The sequence below is a fragment of the Amycolatopsis sp. NPDC104775 genome (assembly GCF_055583325.1).
In genome coordinates this window covers 715138-735086 of record NZ_JBVJOE010000004.1, presented here as the reverse complement: position 1 = coordinate 735086, position 19949 = coordinate 715138, and the positions used below count along the sequence as shown (strand labels likewise).

Genomic DNA, 19949 nt, shown 5'->3' with positions numbered 1-19949 from the left:
AAGGAAACCGATGAGCTCACACCACGAAAAGCTGCTCGAGGAAGCGATGGCTGCCTACCAGCACCAGCGCGACCACTTCGACCAAACGCGACGCGAGGTCGAAACCGCCGCCAGCACAGTGACTTCCGCCCGCCGCGAGGTGACCGCGACCGTCGGCCGCACCGGCGAATTGACCGAGCTTTCCTTCCCGACGAGCGCCTACAAACGCATGGCCCCCGCGGAACTGGCTTCGGTGATCGTCCAGACCGTCTCCGCCGCCCGGCAGAAATCCATTGCCGCCGCCGCGGAAATGATGGCCCCGATGCTTCCGCCGGGCATCTCCGCACAGGATGTGATGAGCGGCAAAGTGGACGTCAACGCCCTCTTCTCGGCCCGGGTGCCGGGATTCGACGAAGGGACCCTGCCGTGACCGACCAGTTTTTCGTCGACGCCGACGGGTTGGACGGCGGCCGCGACGGATTCGACGGCAAAAGCGCTGAACTGCGCACGCTGGCCCAGCGGGTGCAGAGCCTGGCGAACCCCGGCACTATCCGGGACGCGGCCGGGAACGACAAGAACGGCAACGAATTCTCCCAGACGCACATCCAGTCGGCCGCCGAGATCTACAACGGCATCAACGCCTGGGCGCTGGCGGTGGAAGCGACCCGCGACGCGATCGGCGACATGGCGACGTCGTTCCGCGAGGCCGACCAGGGCGCCTACGACGGGTCGAACGCGCTGTTCAAGAGCTTCACCGACCTGAACCACAAGGTCCGCAAGTCCGATTCCGGCGGCTCCGGCGGCTCCGGCGGCTCCGGGGAACCTCCCACCGAATACCGGCGAGCCGTACGCCTCCAGGGCAAACTGCTCGGCAAAGCCCCGGAAGCCGAAGACGGCGGCGGCTGGACCGCGGCCAAGACCGTCCGGGCGCGGATCGCGGACCGAGGCGAGGAACCTCTGCCCGGCGAACAGCCGCGGCGCTTGCGGCGCCTGGCGCTCGACCGTGCAGCGCTGCACAAGGTCGTAACCCCGCTGCGGCCGACCGAGTCGGTCCTCTTCGTCCGCTCGAAGAACCCGGAGCACGTGGTCGAGGACGGCGTGGAGACCCCTGAGGGCGAGGTCACCACCCCGACGCATCCCTTGCAGCCGAGGGAGGTCTGGGTGGCCGCGAAACCGGGCGGCTGGGCTCCGGCTAAGTCGATCCCCGCCCAGCCCGCGATCACCCCGGAAGAACCCGTTTCCTGACTTTCCGCACTGTGCCGAGGAGGTGAGCCCGCGATGAGCCTCATGGTGGATCCCAGCCTGAACTGGGTGTTCTACATCATCGCGGGCGACGCCTGGCCGCAGGGCGACGAGGACAAAGCCCGCGAACTGGCCGCCGAATGGGACCAGGTGGCGCAGGAGATTTCCGCCGCCGGAAACGGTTTCAGCCAGCTGGCGCAACAGGTGGTGTCCAATGTGGGCGGAGAGGTGGCGACCAACTTCGCCGACTACGCCAACAAACTCAGCACCATGGGCGCCGGTTTCTCCTACCGGGCTCAGCAGCAGGCCGCCGCCCTGCGCGAGTACGCGCTGAACGTCGAAAACGCGAAATACGGCATTCTCATCTCCATCGCGGTGACCGCCGCGGACCTGATCTGGGCGATGACGAACCCGTTCACCGCCCCGCTGATCCCGGGAATCTGGGCAGCCGGGCGGACCGCCGTCATGCAGATCGAACGCTCGCTGATGTCGCGGCTGATGAGCCTGCTGTCGAGGGTCGCGCGAGAGGCCGCGCAGGAAGCCGCGGAAGAAGCGGCCGAGGAAATGCTCGCCGAATTCATCCAGATCGCGCAGGGCAACCGGGACGGCTTCGACTGGAAGCAAATCGGCCAAAACGCGGCCCTGGGCGCGATCGGCGGGACGTTCGCCGCAGGGGCGCACAGCGGTCTCGGGAAATGGGGCCACAACGTCTTCGGCGCCGCCGGAGTGGAGGCGGCCACCGAGGTAGTCGTAGGTTTGGCCGGCGCCGGCCTGTTCGGCGGGGATCTGGACAGCCTGGGCTGGGGTGCCCTGAACGGCGGCCTGAGCGGCGCCGCCACCCACGGCGCCCACCACGCAGGCCAAAACCTGCACGACAAACTCACCGGCGGCGGCGATGGCGGTGGGCAGGGGAAGGGCCCGAACGACCCGGGAGGGGACGGCGGGGTCGGGAATATCAAGGTGGACCCGATCAACGGGCCTGGCGCTCCGGGGGGTTCCGGCGGTCCTGGGGGCGGGGGCTCGGGCGGTTCTGGTGGCAATGGCTCTGGTGGGCACGGCGGCACCGGCCCCGGCGACGCCGGGGGTTCCGGCGGTTCGGGCAATTCCAACGGCTTCGGCGGCGCGGGTGGCTCCAACGGCTCGGGCGCGCACGGCGGCACTGGCGCTGGCCCTGGCGACGTCAGCGGCTCCAACGGCTTCGGCGGTGCGGGTGGCTTTGGCGCGCACGGCGGGACTGGCACTGGCCCCGGTGACGTCGGCGGCTCCACCGGCTCGGGCGGGCACGGCGGCACTGGCTCTGGTGGCTCCAACGGGGCTGGCAGCCACGCCAACACTGACCCCGGCGATACCGGCGGCTCCCGAGGCATTGAACCCGGTGACTCCGGCAGTCACCGTGATGCTGGCTCCGGCGGTTCCAACAGCGCTGGCGGCACAAGTTCCGGCGGCCACGGCAACACCGGCCTAGGTGACACCAGGGGCTCCAACGGCGCAGGCCCTGGTGGCTCCGGCAGTCACGGTGGCGCTGGCTCCGGCGGCTCCAACGCCACCGGTTCTGGCGGCTCCAACGGCACCGGCGGCCATGATGGCGATACCGGTGGCGTTGGTCCTGGCGACTCCGTCGGCACCGGCTCCGGCGGCACGGGGTCTAACGGCTCCAACGGACACGGCAACACCGGCCCCGGTGACACCGGCGGCTCCGGCGGTCCTGGTGGAGCCAGCAGCCGCGGCGGCAGTAACCCTGGTGATGCCAACGGCTCCGGCAACGTTGACCCCGGCGGCTCCACCAGCTCTAACGGCCACGGCACCAACGGCTCCGGAAACACCGCCTCGCACGGAGACGGCCAGAGCAACTCCAACCCGCCCGCCAACAACTCGCCCTCAAACGGTTCCCACTCGACAGGCAGCCCGAACCCTTCCAGCGGTTCCACGAGCGACGGCACCCCAACCTCCGCGAACAACTCCCCCTCGACCGGTGTCCCCCACTCCGCCACCGCACCGACCCCGGCGAGCGGCCCCGGCTCGCACTCGACGAACGGCAGCATCCCCGCCACAGGAGACCCGAACTCCGCACCCAATTCGGGCTCGACGAACGGTTCCCACCCCAGCAGCAACTCGCCGTCACCCGGCTCCGGCCACACCTCCACGGACAACCCGCCTTCCCTCAGCTCAGCTGGCAACCCGAACTCCACGGGCGACTCGAACCCCGCGAGCAGCTCGCCCGGCGACTCCGCACAAAGCCCGCACCCACCCGCCAGCAACCCCGGCTCGTCCGGCACCGGCAACCAGAGCGAGACCGGCCCCGCCAGCCAAAACCCCTCAACCGCTAACCCCACCACGAACCCGGGCAGCAACACCAACACGAATTCCACCCCCACCAGCCCAGGCACGAACGGCGCCGACCACCCCGTCACCCCGCCCCCGTCCACGCCGGACTCGGTCAAGACCGGCACCCCGGCCGCGCCCCCGACACCGTCCACGCCGCACCCCGACGCCCCCGGAAACCCGTCCGGCCTTCCCCTCTCCCCGCCCGCGACCAGCAACCACCCGCCCGCCCCGCAGCACGACACCGGCCTCCCCGGCTTCGGCGGCAATCAGACCCCGGTCCCGCACACCGAAGCGAACGGCTCCTCGAACCCGTCGGCTCACCCCGGCTCGCAGACCGTCCCGAGCCCCTCCCACGACGTCAACCCGACCCCCGCGAACCCGTCGCCCATCCCGGGCACCGGTATGACCCCGTCCACCGATTCGACCCGCACCCCGAACCCGGCGGCCGCCCCCAACTCCAGCGCAAACCCGTCCTCCGGTTCCGTCCGCGCCCCAGGCTCGACCGCTACCCCCAACACGCCCTCCGCTGCCCCGCAGCCCAAGCCGGTCCCGCCGCCGACGTCAAGCAGCGTCAAAGGCATCGACTCGACCCCAAGTCCCACCCCGAAGACCACCGTCGACGGCCCGCGCGCCACACCGACCTCGCCGCACGCCTCCCCCGCCCCGAGCCCGGTTCAGACCACCGCCAGCCCGGCCCCGGCGATCGGCAGTCCGAACCACACCGCCGACCCGAACCCGAGCACCGGCCCGAACCCGGCCGCAGGTCCGGACTCAGCCGCCAAACCCACCCCAGATCCCACCGCTCACCCGCAGCCGAACCCGGTCGCCAGTCCCAACCCCACACCCAGCGCGCATCCAGCCGCCAGCCCGAGTCCGCACCCGGCCGCCAGTCACAACCCGAACCTGGCCGTCAACCCGAACCAGGGTCCGGCCACCGCCAACCCTGCGGCAGGCCCGAGCCCGAACACCGCCGCAAACCCGAACCTCACCGCCGACCCGAACCCTGCCAAGGACTCTCACCCGAAGCCAGGTCCGAACCCCACACCCGGACCCAACTCAACTCCCAACACCGCGAGCAACCCGACCTCGAATCGCTCAACTCCCAGCACCGCGGGCACCCCAACTCCGAACCGCTCGGCACCCAGCGATTCCAACCCGAAGCCGTCCGCCAAGCCCGCATCCACGCCGAAACCGGCCGTCACTCCGGCGTCCTCCTCGACGCCGAACCCCACCCGGAACCCCAGCACCTCACCGAACCCCGCCCCCGCCACCAAACCCACCCCGGTCAAGAACAACCCCACCCCCGCGAAACCGATCGGCACCAAGCCCACCCCTCCCCCACGCCGCAACCTCCATACCCCGGTCGCCGCCCCCAAAAAGCCCGCCCCAGCCGCGGCACCGAAAAACCCGGCCCCCAGCAGCGGCCCCGGTCCAAACGTCGGCAAGAACCCTCCGGTCACCGGCGGGAAGGCGGACTTCGCCCAGCACCTCAAGAACTTCAAGTTCACCGTCGTGCACGAAACCGGCATCATCGGCGACCTCGGCACCCGCAACGCGGACAACCAGAACAGCATCGGCGTGGTAGCCACGGTCGCCGCCACCCCGGACGACAACCTCCAAGCCCTCGCCGAAAAGTACTCCACCGGCTTCACCGGCAACTCCTCTGCCGGACGATTCGGCCTCGTCATCGGACTCAACGGCACCCCAGGAACCGAACAATCCATCACCCAGAAAATCCAGCAATTCCAGAATTCCTGGGACAACCGGTTCCCGGTAGCAATCGTCGGATTCACCTGGAAACACCCGAGCAACCCGGTCATCGACCAGAAAACCATCCCCTACGGCGGCATCCGGGAAACGATCGTCCGCAACCCGGTCACCGAGAAGCTCACGCAGCAAATCCGCGAAGCGGGCGGCGACAACGAGGTCTACCTGCACACCGGCGACGCCGACGTCCATTCCCTGAACACCCCCAGCGGACCGCTGTTCGACGCGGTGAACACCGCGGTCCGGCAAAACCCCGAAGGCCCGCCGGAAGCGATCAGCGGCGGTTATCACGTCCGGCCCGACGACGGGGACCTCGCGAATCGGGCCGCGCAGCTGGATCTCGACGTCCGGCAAGCATTGGCCGGAGTCGATTCCCGGGCGGTCTACTTTCCGGAGCCGAACACGTTTATCCGGCTTCCGGGCAACAAGCTCGAGAACGACGCGACGTTCGGCACCAAAAACCCGAACACCGGCACCTTCGAGTACGGTGCGAAAGAAGGCCAAGGACTCGTCGATTCGGTCCTGTCCCAGCGCAACCCGAGTTGGCAATACAGCGACCACCCGGCAGCGATCGCGAAATTCTCCTCCGATCTCGCCATCCAGACCGACGGCTCGCGCATCGCGGGCAAGATCGGCACCGACCCGGACGACATCACCGCGCTGACCCAAAGCCACGCCAACGAAACGACCTGGTCCGACCAGATCGGCCATTACCTCGGCAACCACACGACTCTCGATCCCAATCTCGCTAAGATCGCCGCGAAAGCCGCGTTCCACGGGATCACGCCGGGCGGGCCGACGCCGAACCGGCCGGAGGTGTTCTCCGAGGTCGTCGCGAATCTGCCCAAGAACGAGCGCGCCTCGCTGGTCAAGGGCATGAAGGAGAACGTCGAGGACGGCAAGAAGCTCGCCGACCTGACACTCGCCACCCGGCAAGCCCTGGTCGGCAACCTCAGCGGGAATCACCCGGCGGCCACGCAAACCCTTGCTGCCGCGCCAAAAAACAACGGACAGGCAAACGCCGCACCGCAGCCCGGTCCGAAGACCCTTCCGGGGCCGAAGGACTGGAACGGCCGCCGCGACACCGCGCCGGTCACGCGTTTTTCCTCGGAACGGTTCGACCCGATCAAGAAAATCGCCGAGCAGTTCAGCGGCAATCGCGCGGGGCTCAAGGGCGGGCAGCTCGCCGGGGCGATGGCGCACATCCGGTTCGACGTCCGCCGGTTCGAGATCGCGCCAGGCCAGTGGGTGCGCGAGCACACCATTCCGATCGACCTCACCTCGCATTCCGGCTCGGTCACGCCTGAGCAGCGCGAACAATTCGTCCAAGACTTGCAGGCCCATCTCGACGAGTGGGTCAACCAGACCTCCCGGCTGCCGGGCGGCGACCAGCTGCACGTCCGCCTCGACGTCCGCGTCGCCGACGACGTCCACCCGGACGACACCAGCTGGCAGGCCGACCCCGGCCGCCGGATCCCGGTGAACCTGCACGATTCCACTGTGGACTCCGGCACCCCGGACACGAACCAGCTCAACTGGGACGTCCACGACTCGGCGTTCGGCGCCACGCACGAGCTGATGCACTTCCTCGGCCTCGGCGACGGCTATAAGAACGACGAAATGCTGTTCAACCGCGAGGACCAGCCCGGCGTGATGGGACCGGACGCGTGGCACGATTCGCGACTCACCCCGGGCAATCTCGCCCAGCTCGAACAGGTGTCGAACACCGCGAACATCCGCGACCATCACCTCGGAGACGACCCCGCGCCGACCCCACCGCCGCACCAGGACGACCATCGCGCGCAGCCCGAGCCGGACGGCAAGCCGAACCTGCACACCCCGATCAAGGCCCCGTCGAATCCGGAACCGGCAACCCAGCAAGAATCGCACGACAGCCAGCAGACCGGCGTCCAGTTCGATTCCGAGCACGGCGCGCGAGCGGTCCGGGAAAGCAATCCGAAAGCCAGTGAATCCGTCGCGAGCCGCGTGAAGCCCCGCGATTTCTCCCCCGAGGAAAAAGCCGCCGTTTCCGCCGCGCTCCGGCATTACGGCCCGATCATCGGCGACCAGCGGCAGAATTCCTCCCGCGCCGGGATCGAGCAGGAAGTCCAGCATATCGGCGCGGTGAACTTCGGCATCGAGAACGGGCAGCTCTCCCCTGGCACGGCGGGCGAATACATCGGCTCGCACCAGACCGTCAACCTCTACGCGATGGCCGGATTCGCCCGCGACTTCGACGGCGGCAGCCGCGAGGTCGAGGGCACGGTCACCCACGAACTGTCCCACGGCCTGCTCAAATACGCCCTCGACGACTACACCAAGCACGTCGGCGTCTGGAATGAGGACGGCACCCCGAAGCGCGCTCCCGGCGCCGAACCACCAGCTGATCCGAAATACCGCAGCGATTTCGAGGACTTCGCCGGGTCGATCCGGACCTATCTGGCCGCACCGGGCAAACTGGCCGCGGACGCGCCGCGCCGGGCGGAGTTCATCAAACAGCTCGAAGAGTCCCATCCCGGCGTTTTCGAGAAGCGCGGCGAAACCGACCTCATCCGCGTTCGCGCCGCCCGGATCGCCAAGGAACTCCGCACGGAGAATCTCGCCGCGTTCAACGAGCACACCGGATACTGGACCGCCGACGGCTTCCCGGCCTTCGCCGGGGAACGCCCGATCACCCGCTACGGCGCGACGAATCCGAACGAGGACATGGCCGAGACGGCCAAATTCTATTTCCTCGACCCGGACCGGTTGCGCGCCGAAGCTCCTCAGCGCGCGGCGTTCTTCGACCAGCTGGTCTCGGACTGGACGCCGCGCCGGGACGAGGCGGTGCTCGTCGCGGACGAGGACACGGAGGAAACGCCCGACAACCGCCCTCTTTCCGAACGACTGCCCGAGTTCGCCCGCAACGGCAAGGCGCTCGGCTCCGTGGTTCCGGTCGACATCCGCGGTGCGAAAGACGTCGGCACGAGCATCCAGAACTTGATCAGCCGGCTTAATCCGAATCAGCAGAATCCACCGCCAGTGCACGGCATCGACGCGATCACCGATTCGCTGTCCGGTCCCGAGTTCGAGTCTTTCCTGGGCGACGGCCGAAAGTCGATGGTGCGGTCCGGCGAGAAATGGTACGAGGTGCACGTCACCGCGGAGCCGGATTTCAGCTCCGTCAACGCCGACCAGATCACGAAACTGCCGCAGCCGACCATCGGCGACGTCAAGAACGAGGTCAAGACCACCCACGCGAACCCGAACACCGACACCACCGCGAAGGTCGTCGGCAGCTCGTACTTCGGGTTGTTCCCGGCCGGTCCGTACGCGTCCGTCGGCGGCACCGCGCAGCTCGCCACCCCGTCCGCGGAGCACACCGGCACCACCACCGGCACCGATCAGCGCGTGATCCGCACCGCGGGCGACATGCAGCGCGCGGACGCCCCGGTCACCTATCGGATCACGGTGCGCAACGAAACCGGCGGTCTGGTCGGTTCCACAGTGGACGGCCAAGTAGGACTCGTTCTCTCGACTGACTTGGCCAACCTGAACCAGGAGCAGACTGGCGGGTCCGCCGAGCCGAAACCCGACTGGGCGAAGAAGATCGAATTCCTCTCCCCGGAAGCGGTCGACTTCGACGAGAACGCGCTCTTCGATCAAGTAAGCAAGAACCTGCATCCATCGGTGACGAAATTCGGCGCTCCGGGCCGTACCGCGCTGCGGGAATTCCTCAGCCGCGGCGGGGTGCGCAGCGTGCTCGGCACCGCACTGCAAGGCAGTCCGGTGATGTCGAACGACCTGCTCAGTCCGCACGGCGCGCACCGTGACGCGGTGCAGCTGTCGGCACGGCCGACGAAGGTCGAATACCTCGGCACCATCCCCGGCGACAGCGAATTGCGGTTCAACGATTCCTCGGTGAATGGCGGAAGCACCGCCGTCACCTCCAAATACGGCGGCGAGGGGAGCGCGATCTTCGGCGGCGGGTCTTATGTGCCCGGCGCGGTCGGTGGCGTCGCCGGGGTCAGCGGCAGCTATTCCCGGAAGGTCAGTCAACAGTCCACAAGCGGCACCAGCTTCACCAACAAGTCCACAGTGAACGCGAAGGGCGACATCGGCCTGTACAAGGTGACCGTCGACCTCGACGTCACCACCTCGACCGGGGAAAAGACGACAGTCCAGGCCACCTCGTACACGCGGATAGGCTTGCCCGAGGCGAAAGCCCAGGGACTCCCGGCCCCGAAGAGCACCCCGGTGAAGTTCAAGAACGTCGGCGCGCGCTACGAACCGCCGTACCTCGCGGCGGCCATGGCGGCGGGCACTGCCCGGCCCGGCTCGTTCGAACCGGCGACCCGGGTTCAGCCGCAAATCGAAAACGCGCTGCGGAACCTGCCCGGCGCGGACAAGTTCCTGCCCCGGTGGGACAAATTCCAGAGCGACAACCCTGGCTCCAGCCGGGATGTCGCCGAACGGTTCGCGAACCTGCGGAAGATCACGTCCACGTTCTCGGTCGCCTCGCTCCGGGGCAAAATGGACAGTCTGTTCACTCAAGGCGTTTCCGCGCAACTGAAACGACGCGGGCTGTTCACCGACGAATACATCAACGTCACGGTGAAGGCGAAGCCCGGGCCGGGCCGTCATCTCGGGCAGGCGGACGGCCGCTCGGTCAAGAACAGCAACGAAACGAGCCCGTCGCTGACCAGCTCGACCACTACCGAACGAGGCTGGACAGTCGGTGTCGAAGGCCGCGTGATCGTTCCAGGCTCCACGGCCGTCGCGAGCCTCGGCATCAGCCCGACCGTCACTCCCCTGCAGTATTCGGACACCCGGACGTGGAAGAACTCCGGCGGCCCGACGGTGACCGCGACGACCGGCAAGGGCGGGAGCCCGAATTCGCAGGTCTTCGAGCATGACGTCGAGTTCGAGGTCGAGATCACCAGCTACACCCGGCACCGGCCGTGGGTGCGGCGGCTGACGCCCGGATCGCCGTTCCGGGTCACGCCGAAGGTGTCCACTGTGGCCAGAACCGGCGATCCGGCCCTGCCGCCGATCTCCGGCAAAGTCGATTTGTGGATCAACGACGGCGCCGCGCTGACCAAGGACCCGGCAGAGTTCGCGCCGGGCAAACCGGGCGTCGTCTCGATGTCGCCGAACGAAACCCCGAGCATCGACGACCTGCTTACCCAGCAGCAGAACCAGACGTCGCCGAAATTCCTGCACGTGGAGGCGTTCGCCAACACCGAGGCGCTGCGGGACGAAGCGCTGCGGCAGCTCCAGCGCGCCGCCGGCGGCGACGCGGTGCTCGGGCTGCCCGGCAGCGAAGCGCGCGCCCGCGTGGACCGGATGTTCTCGCCGGAAAACTTCCGCGGTCTCACGCCGAAACTGCTCCAGCAGGGCGGTACGGCGAACGGGTTCCGCTACGAACGCCGGGTCGCGGACCGGGTCGGCGGCCTCGGCATGGGCATCTCGCTGAGCAGCCCGAAACTGGTCGCGGTCTCCGAAACCGGCGGCGGCGACCGGACGTACTCGGGCGGTTCGAAGGCCAGTTACGAAGGCACGCGGAAACAAGCCGTCGAGGCCAACGTGGCACTCGGCCTCACCGTCCGGCCGACCGGCAGCGACACCCACGGCCAAGGCCAGGTCTACGGCAGCGCGAAATGGAGCCCGTGGCAGCGCAGCTCCGGGTCGTCGAACGAGATCACCGCGAGCGTCGACCACACGAACCGGTCCTCTTCGGACAGTCGCACCGTGCTGGTGCAGTACGACGCGAACGTCCGGCTGATCGCGGAAAGCCGCCAAGAGGGCCTGCTCAACGGGCCGGTTTCCCGGGCGGGCGCGGACGTCCGGCTGCCCGGTTCGGTGTTCGTCGCGATGACCGAGGACGAGGCACGCGCGGAAGGCCTGCTGCCGCCGGTCGAGCCGCGCACCCCGGCTCCGGGCAAGCTTTCGGCTCCGCCGCTGGTGGGCGGCAAGTCCAGTTCGCTCGGCTCCGCGGTGCTGGAAGACGCGCCCAACCTGACGAAGCTGGTGCAGGACGCCCGGCAGGGGCTCGGCAAGCTCGGCGACCGGCTGCTGCCGAAATCGGTGCTGAACGATTCGATGAACAACCTTCAGCGCACCCTCGACACCGCCTCTCCGGAAGCGGTCACGTCCCTTGTGGACAGTGCGCTGGACGGCGGAGTGTCCTTGCTTGCCCAGGACCCGGGTGTGCTCTGGACGGACAATTACCAGCTGCTGCTCAAGGCGAAGATCCTCGACACCCAGTTCCTCGGCGTCAAGCACGACGGCAGCGAAGTCGATCACGTCGTCAACTCGACCCGGACGGACAAAGCGAACTCCGGCCACGGCTCGTCCTACGGCGGCCAGGTCCGCGGTGCCGGTCGCGGTTTGTTCCAGGACAGCCAGCCCAAGGTCAACGGCTACGACGGCGCCTACCTGGGAGCTTCCGGGACGCGTGCGAAGAGCGACCAGACGGTCGAGAACAAGACCACGACCACGGCGATGACCTCGTCCTCGAGCGGCCCGTCGGCGCGGTATCAGCACCAGTTCCAGTTCGAACTGGTCGTCTCCAGGGACGGGCGCACTTATCCGGTCGCGTCGCAGGAAGCGACCGTGACCTCGCGGTCGTCCGCGGACGATCAGAAGATCTCCGGCGGAGAGCAGTACCACACCAAACTGTACGGATCGCGGACGACCGAACTCAACGCCGCGGAGTCCACTCCGGACCGTCTCCAAGCGTGGCAGCAGGAAGGTTTCGGCCCCCTGCCGAAATCTTCGACCGTCGAGGGACTCCGTGGCGCTGCGGACGTACGCGCCGCCGCCATCCGCGCGCTGCGCTTGGCCGGCGCGGGCAACGGCCTCACCGGACCGGGCACCGGCGCGCACAACACGCTGTCGTCCTCGATCACCAACGAGACGCTGCAAGCGCACCTCCCGAATATGGTCGGCAAGCCGTTCGCGACCCCGGACCTGCATTCCTCCGCGGTGACCGGCAGCAGTCACGCTGCGGTGACGGTGTACACCCGCGTGGTGAAACCGGATCTGGTCGGGTTGAGCGATTCGGTGAAACTGGAGCGCTCGGACCAATCCGGATCCACTTTCACCGGTGAAGCCAAGGAAACGGTCACCGGCGAGCAACTGGGCAACGTCGGCAACGGCGGAATCACCGACCCTGGCCGGAACGCGCATTCCTGGGGCGGCCTCGATGTCCGCGGCCCGGTCGGCCAGAACGATCCCACATCCAGCACCGCCGCGGCGCAGCGATCCGTCGTTGGCAAGGACAAGGGCCGGACCGGCCTGGTGGGATTCGATGTAGAGTACCGGATCGTCGCGACGGTCGACGGCAAGACGGCGGCGGTCGAGGTGCGGGTGCCGCAGTCCTCGCGGACGCGGATGAGCGAATCGGATCTCGAACAGTCTCTCGGCGAACCGTTGCCGGAGACGCTCGCTTCGGCGCAGGACAAGGTAAAGGAAGCCGCCGAGAATTGGCGCACCGCGGAAGAGGAACTCGAAAAAGCGCAGCGCGATTTCGATGACGCGTGGTTGTCCGAGAACGACAATGTACGCACCGCGACCGACGGCGTGCGCGGGCTGAACCTGCCGGTCGACGGCAATCCGGTGCAGCAAATGCGGCAAGCCGTGCAGACGGCGCAGAACGAGGCGCGCGAGATCGGCCAAGCATTGCGCGCGGGCAACGAGGAGATCGCCCGGCTCAACGACCTCGACGAGCAGTACCTTTCGCTGGCTCTTGGGGAGGAACCGGGTTCTGTCGAGCAAAGCGATCTGGTCGCGAAGGCGTGGGACACGCAACGGCAGGCCCAGCAGATCCGGAACGAGCAGGCGAACCTGGTCCAGCAGCGGCAGGCGGCGCAGGACCGCGCCGCGGAAATCCTGGCCGTGCTGGACGAGTACCGCAACAATCACGCCGACCACACCGCACGGCAGGACGACGCGGCCAACCGGATTCAGGACGCCCGGGAGAAAGCCGACGAGGCCCTGCGGAAATGGTGGCAGGCCAAGTCCGAAGTGGACAACCAGATCAATGCGCACTCCTGGCCGCGTCCGCCGGAGAACGCTCCCGAAGAGCACCGCGAAGGCACTGTCGAAGCGAATGACACGGTGTCCGGCTGGGACACTGATACCGACCGGCCGTACAGCTTCGACCCGTCCGACATCCAGGTCCGGCAGATCACCGACAGCTCCGGGCGGGTGCGCGCCGTCTCGTTCCTCCCGGCGAACGAACACACCGAGAGCGTCGAACGGGACTGGGTCACTACCAACTCCGGTACGGTCAGCACGCTTCCGGAAGGCGCGACACCGGAGAAGTTCGACCCGCTTCTGAAGCAGGCCAGCACTACCGGGGCCACCCCGGAGTTGTCCGGACGCCGGTTCGGCGAATGGGCGGACACAACCGCGGCCCCATGGGACGCGGACTCCCTTTTCGTCTTCGCGCACGGACGCGAGCAGTCGGTCAAGGTGACCCTGCTCGGCGGCCGGACCGTGCGAGTCGACGGTGATATCTTCGCCCGGATCGTGGCTCAGGCCGCTCCGCTGGCTCAGTCCCACTCGGTCACGCTCATCGCGTGCAGCACCGGCCAGACCGACGGCCCAGGCGGTCTGGCGCATGACTTCCAGCGCGCGCTCAGCGAACTCGGCGGACCGTCCACAGTGCACGCCCCGACGAAACCCGCGTTGTTCGGCCGGGATTCGGCAACGCTCGGCAAAGCGATCGGCGTGACGGACGGCTTCACCGCGGTCACCGACGGCGGCCATTTCCGCACCTTCGGAGAGACTCCGGCGCAAACCGCTCCGTCCACATCAGACACCGCTCCTCGCACCGAGGAAACCCGCTACACCTCACCCGACGACCTGGTGGCCGATCTGCGCCAAACCGCGGTCAACGGCCCCGCGCCCGCACCGCTGCTGGGACCGGACCTGTTCGGCCTGTACCGCGCGCCCGAACCGCCGGAATTCCTGCGCGGCCACGACTTCGGCCAGCTCACCGCCGGGCAGGGCATCAGTTTCCTGGACCTGCTGGACCTGACCAAGGGCTATCAGCTCGGCCGGGAGCACCTGGATCCGGCGAACCTGGACGACAATCGCGAGTGGACCCTGGAGAAGGAGCGGCCGGACGACCAGCTGGCGTCCTGGGCGCCCGGCGACGTCGAACCGCTCGCCAAAACCACCTCGACCCCGCTGCTGATGCACGCGATCTGGCTGGGCGGCCCGCTCAAGGACACCGGCACCATGCACGCCTTCCTCCGCAACTTCGGCGACGCGGCGGACCGGCTCGGCGAGGGCATCGTCCCCGTGCTGTGGACGGACGTGCCGCGCTGGCAGACTGAGCTGGCGCTGACCACCGCGGCGCCGGAGGAGGGTCCGGATCCGCTGCACGACGTGCGGGATCTGCTGCGGTGGGCGACCGAACACCGGATTCAGCTGATCAATGTGGACGAAGTGTTCACCAGCGAACATCCCATGCGGGCCCAGGAGTTCTATCTGTCCGAATTGGCCAAGCAGACCGGCCCGGGGTTCGCGGCGGCGAGCGACATCCTGCGGCTGGAGCTGATGCACCGGTTCGGCGGCCTCTACACCGACGGTGACAACGTGGTGCACGGACTGGACGACGTCGTCCGCGCCGCCGAATCCGACGCCGGTTACGCGGTGCATCGCGTGGGCTGGAACATCGCCAACTCGGCTTTCACCATGTCGAAAGGACACCCGTTCGCCGCGTCCTATTTGGACCAGCTGCGGGAAAACTACGGGAAAACACAAGCGAATCTGATGCCGCGCGAGGTCGACGCACTCGGCCAGAACTTCTTCGCCACGCCGCTGGGCCGGGTGCACCGCCAGTCGGTGATGTACCGCTCGGGCCCGGTCGCGATGACCGAAACCGCCCGGCGGATCGGGCTGAACTCCGCGCTCGAACTGCCGGGCATGACCGGGATCCGGATGAACAGCGACCACAGCTGGCTCCTGCCGCCGCAGGGCGATCCGGCCCCGCTGGCGGACCGGCTCGAAACGCTGGAACTGACCCAGCGCGTGATCCAGACCCTGGTGCGCGGCCTGCACAACCGGGACGGCGACCTGCACCTGACCGCCGTCGAGCCCGCGGTGCGCCGGCACGCCGATCCGGATCTGGTGTGGCAGGCGGCGTTGTCCTACCTCGCGGCCGACCCAGAACTGTCCGCCATGGTCCGCACAGTCACCGACCGCAGCAGCTACACCGGCAAGGTGCACGACGTCTCGCTCCCGCCCGCTGCCCGCGCACTGCTGACCATCGACGACAGCCGCGTGCATTACCACCTCGGCGAGGTCCAGCGCGCCGCTACCCTGCACGCCGCAGACGCCGTCCTGGTGTCGGATTCGCCCGCCCCGCTGGAAAACCTGATCACCGCCATCCGATCGGCAGATGGTCCAGTGCCCCCAGTCGAGGTCACCGGCACCGGGCCGGACGGACGAGCGCACGCCACCGCCGCGGCCCGGGAACTGGCCGGACACCTCGCCGACGCCTTGGGCGCCGATGTGCTGAACCGGGTGCCAGTGAAAATCCGAGAGTCCGAAGGGGACGGTCGCGTCACGATCTCTTTCCGTCCACCCCACGGCACCGCTGTCGAGATGTCGACTGGCGCACCGCGGCCGACGGTCTTCCGCGGCCTTGACGACGGCCAAGCACCCGCGACGCCTCGGCCGTGGACCCACAACGGCCGTACAGTAGGAATGTTCTACACACCGTCCGATGTGTCCGTCCCTAATGGATCGTCCCTTTTGACCACTGATCCCGCAGCCACCCGGGCTTTCACCGAGCAGCTGCGCACCAACGGCGCCGACCGTCCGGTCGACGCGGCCGCCGTCCGGCTGTCCGCTGGCGAACACCCGGCAACGGACTACTTGCTCGGCGGCAACCAGGAGCTAATGCTCGAAGAGCTGGTGCGTACCGCGACCCACCGCTGGTGGTTCCGCCCGACCCCGCCGACCGGACCGATCGCGCTGAGCGACCGCGACGGCACCGCCAAACTGCTCGGCTGGGTCCTCGCGGAACTCGGCCGCGGCGCGTCAGCGGCCTCGCTCGCTGAGGACGTCGCCCGCCACGAACGACCGGACCTGATCTGGACCGCCGCCCGCGAACTGGCCGCGCTGTCCCCGCGCCACGCCGCCCTGACCGAGCAACACGCGGCCCTGCACCTGCACGGCGTGCCCGACGCTCTGCGCGGAAAGCCGGACGCTGACGCTGTGCTCACCGACCTGGCCGAAGCAGCCCGCAACGGCGCTGACGTCGCCCGGATCGCCGAGGCCGTCGAGGTCCTGGACCGGCACGGCGCGCTGGACGCGGTCCTCAACGCCCCGGGCGGCCGGTCATTGCTGCTCGAAGAAATCGCGCGGCTCGGCGACCGCCGGAACCCCGACAGCTACGCCCGGGATCTGGCCGCAGTGATCCGGAAACTGAGCGGGCGAAACCTGACCGCGGACGCGTTCCGCACCGCGGTGCGCACCGCCCTCGACGGCCATCGACCGCGTCCGCACCGGCTGAGCGTCGTCGGACTGGGTTGGCTGGACCGTTGGCACACCGCCGCCGCCATCCGCCGGTATCAGGCGGAAGAACGCGCGGCGTCCGCCCGCCAAGCCGCCGAACTGGCCGAACTGGCGGAAAGGAGCCCCCATGGGTGACTCCCGGCCGGTAGATTCACCAGACGCGAAGGAGGCGCCAGCGATGTCCGAGGACCAGTGGGTGCTGCTGGTCGACCCGGCGTGGGAACCGGCGTCGGCCGCCGAGGTCCCGAGCCCGCCGCCCCAGTCCGTGGTCGGCGGCTGGCTCGCGCGCGAGGACGGGTCGATCAGCCGCTTCGAGCCCAACCCCGCCTACGAACCGGCGGCGGAGAACTCCCCGACCGACCCGCTGGACGCCGTGCTCCGCCTGACCGCCCGAGACGAAGCCGACTTCGACCAACTCGCGGCGGTCTTCCGCGAATCGGCCTTCTCGGTGGCCGTGGACACCGACGAATCGCCGCTCGTCGCGCCGTCGCCGGACAACATCCCGTGCCTGCTCGTCACGACCGCCCCCGCGCATCGGCGACGAGTCCGCGCCGCCGGTTGGCGTCCGGCCGCGCCCGCCGACTTGCTCCGCTTGCTGGACGGTTACGACGGCGTCGATCTGCTGCTGAATCCCGGGGCGCCGGGGTGCCTTCGGCTGCTGGCGGACAGCGTGCGCGAGATCGTGGGGTGATGACGGCGTCGCATGTTTTTTGTCGGTGCCGCGCGCGATGATGTCCCCGACAGCAGCCGAACGGGGAGGAACGGCGATGAGAGTGCCGATGAGCGGCGAAGCTCCGGTCAGTTACAGCCAGATCTACGTCCAGAGCTGGCCGGGGATGCCGGAGGATTCCGGGTATTTCGGCGGGCAGCGGAACGGGTTGTGCGGCGCGGCGGTGCCCGGCTTCCTGTTCCTGGTCACCGGTCTGAACAGCGGACGGGTCGACTTCCGCGTGGAGGTGCACGACGAAGCTCCGCCACTGGACGAGACCTGGGAGGACATCGTCGAAGTCTCGTTCCGTCCCACCGGCTCGGTCTCCCTGGTCGCCTGGGGCGGGTACGCCGCTTGGCCGCTCGATTTGGAAGCGATCGGCTACCGGGTCCGCTACAGCGGGAGCCGGATGGACGAAGCGCAGCGGCTGGGCGTCCCGGAGGACGAGGTTTTCGAGCCGGACCGCTATCTGCTGCAGTTCTGGCCGGGCGGGCCGGAACCGGACCGGGTGGTCAAGCAGACCAGCGCGGTCGCCGCCCGTTCGCATGAACACGCGAGGAGCGAGCCGCCGCCTGGGAGCGGGAACCCTCAGGGCTTCTCGCAGGCGAGACAAGTGCGTGCCCTCCCGGGGGTCCGCATGACCGTGCAGGCACGCAGCCGAGGCGGGAGCCGGTCCGGCGGCGGATAACTCCGGCGGGCGACAGGCTTCGCTGAGTGTGGAGAATCTGGGTCCGCCGCTGATCGACGCGCTCCGCCGGGCGGACCCGGTCACCCGCGGAAGATCGCCCGCTGGGTCGTGAGCCTTCGCCGAGGCGCGGCTGACGGAAGTCGAGTGGGGTCGCGCCCGCGCTGGCGATCGACCGGGGCCGCGGCTCGCAGCGGGGAACCGTTGAGCCGCAAGCGCTTGGGCTCGATCGCGGCCAGTCCGGCTCAGCTCGGCGCGGCCGGACCGGCGAGATCCCAGCCTGACTGCGGGCCGAAAGCCCCTCGTTCCGAGTCACACGCGGCGGCCTGGAAACCCATCTGGCACTCGGGCCCGGCGACGCCAGCTCAAGCGAGTCCCCGGCCGCACCCGCCCCGACTCACCACGGCACCGACCGCGCTGCGGACTGATTGCCGACCAAGGCCATCGCCCCGAACCGCATACGGCGCACCAGGAACCGGGCCAACCGCCCGGCACTCGACCGCGCCGCCTCAGCCAACCCCAGCGCACGACCGCTCCGACTCACCACGGTGCCGACCCAGCCATCACCCCGAACCCCACCCGGCACACCAAGAACCAGCCCCCTCACCCGGCACCCGACCACACCAGCCCACCCCCAAACCACACCCGCTCCCGGCTTAACTCGGCACCGACCGCACCGGCGAAACCCCCGGCTGGCTGTCCACCGAAAGCCAATCGTTCCGGGTAGCGTGCAGCGCCAGCTGAAACCGGTTCGCCGCGCCCGTGCGCGCCATCAGGTTCTCCAGGTACCGGAACATCGTCCGTCTGCTCACGCCGAGCACCCGGGCGACCTGGTCGTCGGTGAGCCCGGCGGCGAGCAGTGCGAGGAGGCGGCGTTCGCTGGGGCGGATCTCCGGGCCGGAAGCGCCGGAGGCGTCGGTGGCGAGGCCCAGCGGCAGCGCGACCCGCCAGCACATCTCGAACAGCCCGGCCAGCGCGTCGAACAGGCCGCACGAGCGGATCAGCAGCACGGTCCGGTCCGCGCCGGACAGGGCCGCGCAGTCGTCGACGATCAGGAGTTTCACCGGGACCTCGGGCAGCACCCGGGCCTCTTCCCCGCTTTTCCCGCAGGGCAGGATGTTTTCCGCGACGTACTCCGGGCGTTCCAGCGCGAGCCTGCCGTAGACGGCGCGGTAGCGGACGCCCCGGGCGAGGTTTTCCAGTTCGATCTCGTTGGCGTCCGCGTCGGCGTAGTACGGCGGGGAGTCCAGTCCGCGCACCTCCGTTCGCGCCGCGCGCTCCAGCTGCCGCACCCGTTCGGCGGCAGTGGTTCCGCTGACCACCTCGATCAGCTGGTCGGAGACGGAGCGGACCGAGCTCCTGCGGTACTGCTCGTACAGCCGCGTCATCGCCGCGCGGGCGCCGGCCAGTTCGGCTTCGCGTTGCCGGGTCAGCACTTCCAGCACCGGTTCCGGGCGCAGGGCGGACATCGGCGAACCGGGTCCGTCGACCGGGCCGGCCAGTCCGATCCCGGCGAGCACGGCCAGCACGCGGCGCACCTCGCCGGGGTCGCGGCCGGTCTCGCCGGCCAGCGCGTCGGGCGGAACCGGGCCCGACGAAAGTAGGTCGAGATAAATTTCTGCTTCGTCCGCTTTGAGCCCGAGCGTCAGGAGATGGCCGATTGCTTCGGGAACCATTCGGAGGCACCTCCACCGGGCTGGCCGACACCATTGCGCCACTGGCACCAGC

6 protein-coding genes are annotated in these 19949 nt (G+C 68.9%); 5 read left to right on the top strand and 1 reads right to left on the bottom strand.

The window, feature by feature from the left end; all coding sequences use genetic code 11:
• Positions 1-10: 10 nt before the first annotated feature.
• From ACZ63D_RS21965 to ACZ63D_RS21945, 5 genes are all read left to right on the top strand, one after another.
• Positions 11-409 carry a YbaB/EbfC family nucleoid-associated protein gene (locus tag ACZ63D_RS21965; RefSeq protein ID WP_465356177.1) on the top strand — a complete coding sequence of 133 codons (399 nt, stop codon included), beginning with the start codon at positions 11-13 and terminating at the stop codon, positions 407-409.
• Positions 406-1224 carry a hypothetical protein gene (locus ACZ63D_RS21960; protein ID WP_465356176.1) on the top strand — a complete coding sequence of 273 codons (819 nt, stop codon included), beginning with the start codon at positions 406-408 and terminating at the stop codon, positions 1222-1224. The genes ACZ63D_RS21965 and ACZ63D_RS21960 overlap by 4 nt, the downstream gene beginning before the upstream one ends.
• Positions 1225-1257: 33 nt before the next feature.
• Entirely contained in the window at positions 1258-16962 is a 15705-nt protein-coding gene (locus ACZ63D_RS21955; protein ID WP_465356175.1) for a WXG100-like domain-containing protein, read from the top strand.
• A 43-nt stretch (positions 16963-17005) separates the two neighbouring features.
• Positions 17006-17518 (top strand): type VII secretion system-associated protein, encoded by a 513-nt coding sequence (locus ACZ63D_RS21950; RefSeq protein WP_465356174.1) that lies wholly within the window; start codon positions 17006-17008, stop codon positions 17516-17518.
• Positions 17519-17594: 76 nt separating this feature from the next.
• Positions 17595-18224 (top strand): hypothetical protein, encoded by a 630-nt coding sequence (locus ACZ63D_RS21945; protein WP_465356173.1) that lies wholly within the window; start codon positions 17595-17597, stop codon positions 18222-18224.
• A gap of 653 nt (positions 18225-18877) precedes the next feature.
• Here ACZ63D_RS21945 and ACZ63D_RS21940 read toward each other — a convergent pair.
• Positions 18878-19897, bottom strand: a complete 1020-nt coding sequence (locus tag ACZ63D_RS21940; protein WP_465356172.1) for a helix-turn-helix domain-containing protein — start codon at positions 19895-19897, stop codon at positions 18878-18880.
• Positions 19898-19949 lie beyond the last annotated feature (52 nt).